We start from the raw sequence: 7,018 nt of genomic DNA on the forward strand, positions 1-7,018 counted from the left end.
TCCGCGCATAGCTGGGCGTTTTCTATGTGAAACGTATGTATCAGTCTAATGATGGGGTAATCGCGTGCCGTGCTTTCCGGCGAGCCGGTAGCTTTGCGGGGTGGATGATCGGCATCCCGGTCACGCGCTGGCCGAAGATCGCTATCGCCGATTGGTCGAACGCAGTCCCGATGGGATCTGCGTGCACAAGGACGGCCGCGTTGTCTTCGTCAACGACGCCGGTGTTCGGCTGATGCTCGCGAACTCACCCGATGAGATCACCGGTCGTCCGATCACCGACTTTGTCACCGCCGATTCGGTTCCACCGATGCGGGCTGGTGTCGCTGCGCTGCGTGAGCCCGGTGACTGCTCGCCCCACTATCAGGCGCAGATGATCCGGGTCGACGGCACACTGCTGCCCGTCGAGATCGTCGTCGTGCTGATGGTCTGGGAGGACGGACTCGCCCACCAGGTGATCACCCGCGACGTCAGCGCGCGGCATGCCGCCGATGTCACGCTGCGGTACCAGGCCGCGCTCGTCACTAACGTCAGCGATGCCATCATCGGTACGACGCCGACGGGCGTGGTGACCAGTTGGAATCCCGCAGCCGAAGCTATCTACGGGCGGCCCGCCGACGAGGCGATCGGCAATCTGATCAGCGAATTGGTCGGCGCTGCAGTGGATCCCATCACGATCGTCGAGTCGGGGGGAGTCGTGCACTGCACCCACCGCTCCACCGACGGCGCGCCGCTGGACGTGCGCGTGTCGGCCGCGACCATGGAGAACGGATACGTGTTCGTCTGTTGCGATCTGACCGCTCTGCACCGCGCAGAGAAGCAGTTCGAAGCGATCGTGGAGTCGATGACCCAAGCCGTCATCCTGATCGACAAGGACGGGCGCATCAAATCGATCAACCCGGCTGCCTTTCAGATCATGGGCGTGGGACCCGAGTACATAGGGGCGGATTTTTTCGCGCTTACAGATCAATTCCCGTTTTATGACTCCGACGGCGTGAACATCCCGCCGGACGTGCGACCCGCTCGCGCTGTGCTGCGGACCGGTGTGCCCTTTTCCAACCAGGTGTTCGGTTTCGACCAGCTCGGCCGCGAACGTTCCTGGCTGTTGTCCAGCTGCCGACTCCTCGACCCCGAAATGCCCGGGCAGTCCGACATGCTGATGTCGTTCACCGATGTCACCGCTGAACGCAACGCCGCCGACAGGGTGTTGTTCTACGCCAGGCATGACGCGTTGACGGAGCTGCCGAACCGGGTTTCTGTTCTGCGCAGGCTCAGGAGGGCGCTCGCGGCGCCCGACGACGGCGACCGGTTGCGTGCGGTCCTGTTCATCGACATCGACGACCTCAAGTCGACGAACGACACTCACGGTCACACCGCGGGCGACGACCTGCTGCGGGCGGTCGCGGCCTGTCTGCGTCGCGTGGTGGCGCCTGAGGACGTCGCGGGACGGCTGGGCGGCGACGAGTTCGTCGTGCTGGTCTGCCGTGAGGTCACCAAGGGTGAACTCGACGAGATGGTAGAGCGGCTGCGCCTCGAGCTCGATACGCCCGCGAGCATCGGTGCGACGAACCTGCCGATCGGTGCCAGCATCGGGGTCCTCGAGGTGCATCCCGGTGACAACCGGACGGCCGACGAGATACTGCGCGACGCGGACCTTGCGATGTACGAGGCCAAGCGTGCCCGCCGAAGCCAGGGCGGCGGCTGAGCCGAACTCCGGTGGCTACGCACGAGCGAACTCGATGGGTACCGCCGTCGGGCCGCTCAGAAAAATGTAGCCGTGTCCAACGGACGGTCAATGGATGGCCAGGGATGTTCCGAGCGATTCGCCATCAATATGGCGCTATATGGCGTGGAATGTCGGGCCAGTGCGCTATGCGCTACCAGCGCGGGCTGACCGCCTCGTAGCCGGGATCGATGGTCTTCATGTACCCGGTGTCGTCGCGGTCACGGATGCCGCAGCGCAGGTATTGCTCGTGCAGTGCGGCCAGCGCGTTCTCGTCGAGCTCGACGCCGAGACCGGGCGTCGTCGGCACCGCCACCGAGCCGTCGACGAACTCCAGAGCGCCCGGCTTGACGATTTCCTCGGTCTTCCACGGCCAATGGGTGTCGCAGGCGTAGGTGAGGTTCGGAGTGGCGCCCGCAAGGTGCACCATCGCGGCCAGGCTGATGCCCATATGCGAATTGGAGTGCATGGACAGCCCGAGACCGAACGTGTCGCAGATACCGGCCAGCATGCGCGAGCGGTGCAGGCCACCCCAGTAGTGGTGGTCAGAAAGCACCACTTGCACCGAATCCTTGGCGACAGCGGGTGCGAGATGGCCGAAAGCGACGACGCACATATTCGTCGCCAGCGGCATCGGCGCCTGCCGGGCGACTTCGGCCATCCCGTCGAGGCCGGGCGTCGGATCCTCGAGGTATTCGAGGATGCCTGCCAGACCCGACGCCACCTTGACCGACGTCTGCGGCGTCCAGGCGGCGTTGGGGTCCAGACGCAGCGGATGGCCGGGGAAGGCCGCGTGCAGCGCTTCGATCGCCGCCATCTCCTCCTCGGGCGCAAAGACGCCGCCCTTGAGTTTGATTGCGGTGAAGCCGTATTCGTCGATGATGCGGCGTGCCTGCGCGACGATGCCGTCGGGGTCGACGGCCTCGCCGAACGCGTCGGGCGCGCCGCCGGGATGGCCTGCCCACTTGTAGAAGAGGTAGGCGCTGAACGGCACGGTGTCGCGCACCTTGCCGCCGAGCAGATCCGACACCGGCCTGCCGGTCGCGTGGCCCTGTACGTCGAGGCAGGCGACCTCGAACGGCGACAGCACCTGGTCGACCGCGCTGGCGGTGGTGATCATCCCGGCGGTACCGACGGCGCGGGAATCGCCGCGCAGCCGCTCGTCGATGGCGGCGCGAATCATGTTGAGCGCGAAGACGTCCAGACCTGCGATGGCGTCGGCGGCGGCTTCAAGCCTTGCCAGGTGCGTCTGGTCGGCGTAGGTCTCGCCTAGCCCCACCAGACCGGCATCGGTGTCAAGCGCAATGATGGCGCGAAGCGCATAGGGCTCGTGCACGCCGACGGCGTTGAGCAGCGGTGGGTCGACAAACGCGATCGGGGTGATGCGGGCGCCGGTGATGCGGATAGGGCTCGGCGCCATCGCTAGCGCGCCTGGGCGAGCGCCGCGGCGAGCACGGCGCGTCCCGCGTCGATGATCGAGCGCAATTTGGTGAGGTCATCGGAGGTCGGCATGATCAGCGGCGGCCGGACCGGTCCGGCCGGTATGCCCTCGAACGTGACGCCGGCCTTGACGAGCGATACCGCGTAGCCGGGCACCGTGTCGCGCAGCCGGACGAGCGGGTGGAAGAACTCCCGCAGCAGGGCGGTGGTCAGTTCCGCGTTGCCGGTTTCGAGCGCATTGTAGAAGGCGAGCGCGAGGTCGGGCGCGAAGGCGAACGTCGCCGACGAGTACAGCGGGACGCCGACGGCGCGGTAAGCCTGCTGGGTGGTCTCGGCGGTTGGCATGCCGTTGAAGAACAGGAAGTCCTTGGCCTCACCCTTCATGGCGTTTGTGACCGCATGCACGATGCGCGCGACGTTATCGAGATCGCCTGTGCCATCTTTGAATCCGATGACGTTCGAAATCTTCGAGACGGCGATCGCGGATGCCTCGATGAAACGGGCGTTGTTGCGGTTGTAGACGATGACGGGTAGATCGGAGGCGCCGGCGACATCGCGGACGTAGGCAACGAGGCCCGCCTGCGGCATCTCGACGAGATACGGGGGCAGCAGCAGCAGGCCGTCGGCTCCTGCCTCCTTGGCGGCCACGGCGAACTGCTTGGCCTGTGCAACCGAGCCGCCTGCACCGGCGTAGACGGGCACGCGACCGGCGACGACCTCGACGGCGGTGCGCACGATGGGGCCGAACTCCTGCAGCTCGAGAGCGTGGAATTCGCCTGTGCCGCAGGCGATGAAGACTCCGCCGGGACCCGCATCGACACCGCTGGCGATGTGACGCGACAATGCGTCCAGGTCGACCTCACCGGCTTCCGTGAACGGGGTTACGGGGAAGAACAGAACTCCCTCGAAGGCAGGGCACGTTGGGGCGGTCAAAACGACTCCTTGGTGAGTGGTTGGGTCAGTCCTGCTGGAGTCGGCCGTCGATGCGCCGCCACAGGTTGTCGGGGTTGCCGTCAGCGATTGCGCTGGGCAGTAAGGACTTCGGCACATCCTGGTAGCAGACGGGCCGTAGGAAGCGTTCGATCGCGCGCGCACCGACCGACGTGGCGCGCGAATCCGACGTTGCGGGTGACGGGCCACCGTGCACCATTGCGTTGCAGACCTCGACACCGGTGGGCCAGCCGTCGAACAGGATCCGGCCCGCCTTCAGTTCGAGGAGCGGCAGAAGCTTACCGGCGTCGTCGTGGTCGGACTCATCTGCGTGCACCGTCGCGGTGAGCTGGCCTTCGATGCTCTCGGCGACCGTCCGCATCTGGGCGGCGTCGGCGCAGCGGACGATCAGGCTGGAGGAGCCGAAAACCTCGGCCTGCAACGTCTCGGAGTCAAGGAAGCTCTTGGCGTCGATCGCGAAAAGTGCCGCACGACAAGTTGTCTGGCTGTCGTTCGCTTCGCCGCGGCCGATCAGGTCGGCTTCTTCGGTGAGCCGGGCGACGCCGGCGGCGAACGCACTTGCGATGCCGGGGGTCAACATCGGCGTGGCCGATGACTGCTCGAGCGCGTCGCGTGCCGCGGTGATGAATGCGTCGAGTCCGTGTCCGTCGGCGGCGACAACCAGGCCGGGGTTGGTGCAGAACTGCCCCGAGCCGAGCGTGAGCGAGTTGACGAATGCGCGACCCAGGTCGTCGCCGCGGTTTGCCAGTGCGCCGTCGAGCAGGAACACCGGGTTGATCGAGCTCATCTCGGCGTAGACCGGGATCGGCTCGGGTCGACCGGCCGCCGCGGCGACGAGTGCCATTCCGCCGGAACGGGATCCGGTGAAGCCGACGGCCTTGATGCGTCGATCGGTTACCAGCGCGACACCCAGTTCGGGCCCGTATCCGTACAGCAGCGAGAAGGTGCCTGCGGGCAGGCCTGCGGTGGCGACCGCGTCGGTGATGGCGCGGCCGACGAGTTCGGACGTACCGGGGTGGGCGTCGTGCGCCTTCACGACGACGGGACATCCCGCGGCGAGCGCCGATGCGGTGTCACCGCCCGCGACAGAGAACGCCAGCGGGAAGTTGCTGGCGCCGAATACGGCGACAGGGCCGAGAGGGATCGACCGCTGGCGAATGTCGGGCCGGGGCAACGGGCTTCGGTCGGGCAGCGCCGGGTCGATGCGGGCCTCGTTCCAGCTGCCCTCACGTAGGACGCCGGCAAACAGCCGAAGCTGTCCGGTCGTGCGGCCGACCTCGCCGGTGAGACGGGCCTGCGGCAGTCCACTTTCGACGACTGCGCGCTCGACGATGACGTCCTTGGCGGCCTCGAGATTGGTGGCGATCGCTTCGAGGAATCCGGCGCGCTGCTCGGAGGTCGTGGATCGGTACTCGGCGAAGGCGGCCGCTGCGGCCGCGCATGCGGCGTCGACGTCGGACGCGTCGCCATAAGAATAGGCGGGCTCGAGCTCCTGGCCTGCGGTCGGATCGAAGGCGCGGATCTGTTTCCCCGAACCCCGAACCGGTTCACCGGCAATGAGCATCTGTCCCGTCAGCGCAGTGTCGGGCATGGTGGAAGTCATGTTGTCCTCGGCCTTGAAAGGTCGGTGTTGGTCGGTGGTCTGGCCTCAACGGTAGAAGCGACATCCATGCTTGTCCAAGACCATTTAAGGCATGACTGATGCATTAGTTGGATTAATAGCTGACCGGTTGCGGGCCGCCCGCTAACTCGCTGTATGTCCACAGACAGGCCGCGGCGGTAGTGTTTGACGCGGATGTAAGGCAGAGGGGGATAGCGAATGGACCTGGTACTCGGTCTGTCGGTCACCTCGACGGCCGTCCGGTGGGTGCTCGTCGAAGGCGTGACCGGCGATGGCGATGCCGTCGACCGCGGTGCGCTCGACATCGTCGAGGGTGTGGAATTCGACGCCGAAGCCCTGCTCACGGTGTTGCTGGACGCCAATGAGGCGGTCGTCGAGAACGGCGTGCATGCCGTCGGTGTTACGTGGACTCCGGCAGGGGAGCCGATCGCGGGCCCGATCGTCGAGGCGTTGCAGGACAGGGGCGTGCACAACGCCATCTCCGTCTCGGAGTCAGAGGCCGCCGAGGCGTTGGCGAGCGGCATCGCCGACATCGGCGGATACGAAAATGTCGCCGTCTGCGTCTTCGAACCCGGCTACACGATGGTCGCGGTGGTGAACGCCGACGGGGTGACCGCCGAGCCGCAGAACCTTCCCGACGACGTCGAGCTGGCCGCCAGCGTGATCGCCCTTGACCTTAACGACCGCCAGTTGGACGCCATCTTCGTGGTCGGCTCGGCCGACCTCGACCCGATTGTCGCCTCGATGGACACCGTTGCGGCGGCCCCGGTGATCTCCTCGGCGGAAGCCGATATGGCCATGTCCCGCGGTGCCGCGGTGGCGTCGGCCATGGCGGTGAATTCGCTGGCCGGCGGCCCGACGGCGATGATGCGGCTGCGCGGGATGTCGAGGACCAGCGTGTTGGCGTCTGTCCTCGTCGCCGCGGGCGTCACCCTGGTGATCTCGCTGTCGGTGGTCCTCGGCCTGCAGGCGACGTCCGATCCGCCATCCGAGACCAAGAACGCCAGCGCCACCGGCGAGCAGCTCAAGGAGACGCCGGTGCCGTCGAAGGCCAGGGCCGCGATGGCCGCGCCCAAGGTGGAACAGCCCCCGGTCGCGAAGCCCGCACCCGCGGCACGCCCCGCGCCTCCCGAGCCCGCCGCTCCGCCCGTCGCGCAGACGATGGTGGCCGCCCCGCCGGCGCCGGCGCCCCCCCGCGCCTCACCCCCTCGCCCGCCCGCCACCCGCTCGTGCAGCCCGCCCCCCACTGCTTACCGCCGCCCTCGCACCCGCACCTCTGAGCCGTC

At 67.0% G+C, this 7,018-nt stretch carries 5 protein-coding genes; 2 read left to right on the top strand and 3 right to left on the bottom strand.

Going from position 1 to position 7,018, the window contains the following annotated elements; all coding sequences use genetic code 11:
- Positions 1 to 100: 100 nt before the first annotated feature.
- A complete protein-coding gene (locus D6M19_RS23450) occupies positions 101 to 1,702 on the top strand; it encodes a diguanylate cyclase domain-containing protein (RefSeq protein ID WP_123027664.1) in 1,602 nt (533 codons plus the stop codon).
- A 172-nt stretch (positions 1,703 to 1,874) separates the two neighbouring features.
- Here the strand turns inward: D6M19_RS23450 and D6M19_RS23455 are convergent, their stop codons facing one another.
- Genes D6M19_RS23455 through D6M19_RS23465 form a run of 3 tightly spaced genes read right to left on the bottom strand, consistent with a single transcriptional unit; the run spans position 1,875 to position 5,714 of the window.
- Positions 1,875 to 3,140, bottom strand: a complete 1,266-nt coding sequence (locus D6M19_RS23455; RefSeq protein ID WP_123027665.1) for a glucarate dehydratase family protein — start codon at positions 3,138 to 3,140, stop codon at positions 1,875 to 1,877.
- A gap of 2 nt (positions 3,141 to 3,142) precedes the next feature.
- A complete protein-coding gene (locus D6M19_RS23460) occupies positions 3,143 to 4,093 on the bottom strand; it encodes a 5-dehydro-4-deoxyglucarate dehydratase (RefSeq protein ID WP_234835008.1) in 951 nt (316 codons plus the stop codon).
- A gap of 25 nt (positions 4,094 to 4,118) precedes the next feature.
- Complete coding sequence (locus D6M19_RS23465) at positions 4,119 to 5,714, bottom strand: aldehyde dehydrogenase (NADP(+)) (RefSeq protein ID WP_123027667.1); 1,596 nt, start codon at positions 5,712 to 5,714, stop codon at positions 4,119 to 4,121.
- Positions 5,715 to 5,930: 216 nt separating this feature from the next.
- On the opposite strand from D6M19_RS23465, the gene D6M19_RS34575 reads away from it, so the two are divergent.
- Positions 5,931 to 7,018, top strand: a 1,088-nt coding sequence (locus D6M19_RS34575) for a DUF7159 family protein (RefSeq protein WP_206428612.1), incomplete at its 3' end; no start/stop codon positions are given.

It is taken from the genome of Mycolicibacterium stellerae (assembly GCF_003719305.1).
GTDB classification, from domain to species: Bacteria; Actinomycetota; Actinomycetes; order Mycobacteriales; family Mycobacteriaceae; genus Mycobacterium; species Mycobacterium stellerae.

Excerpts from the sequence above, each read along its gene's own strand:
- D6M19_RS23455 (WP_123027665.1), bottom strand. The coding sequence starts at position 3,140 with ATGGCGCCGAGCCCTATCCGCATCACCGGCGCCCGCATCACCCCGATC.
- D6M19_RS23465 (WP_123027667.1), bottom strand. The coding sequence starts at position 5,714 with ATGACTTCCACCATGCCCGACACTGCGCTGACGGGACAGATGCTCATT.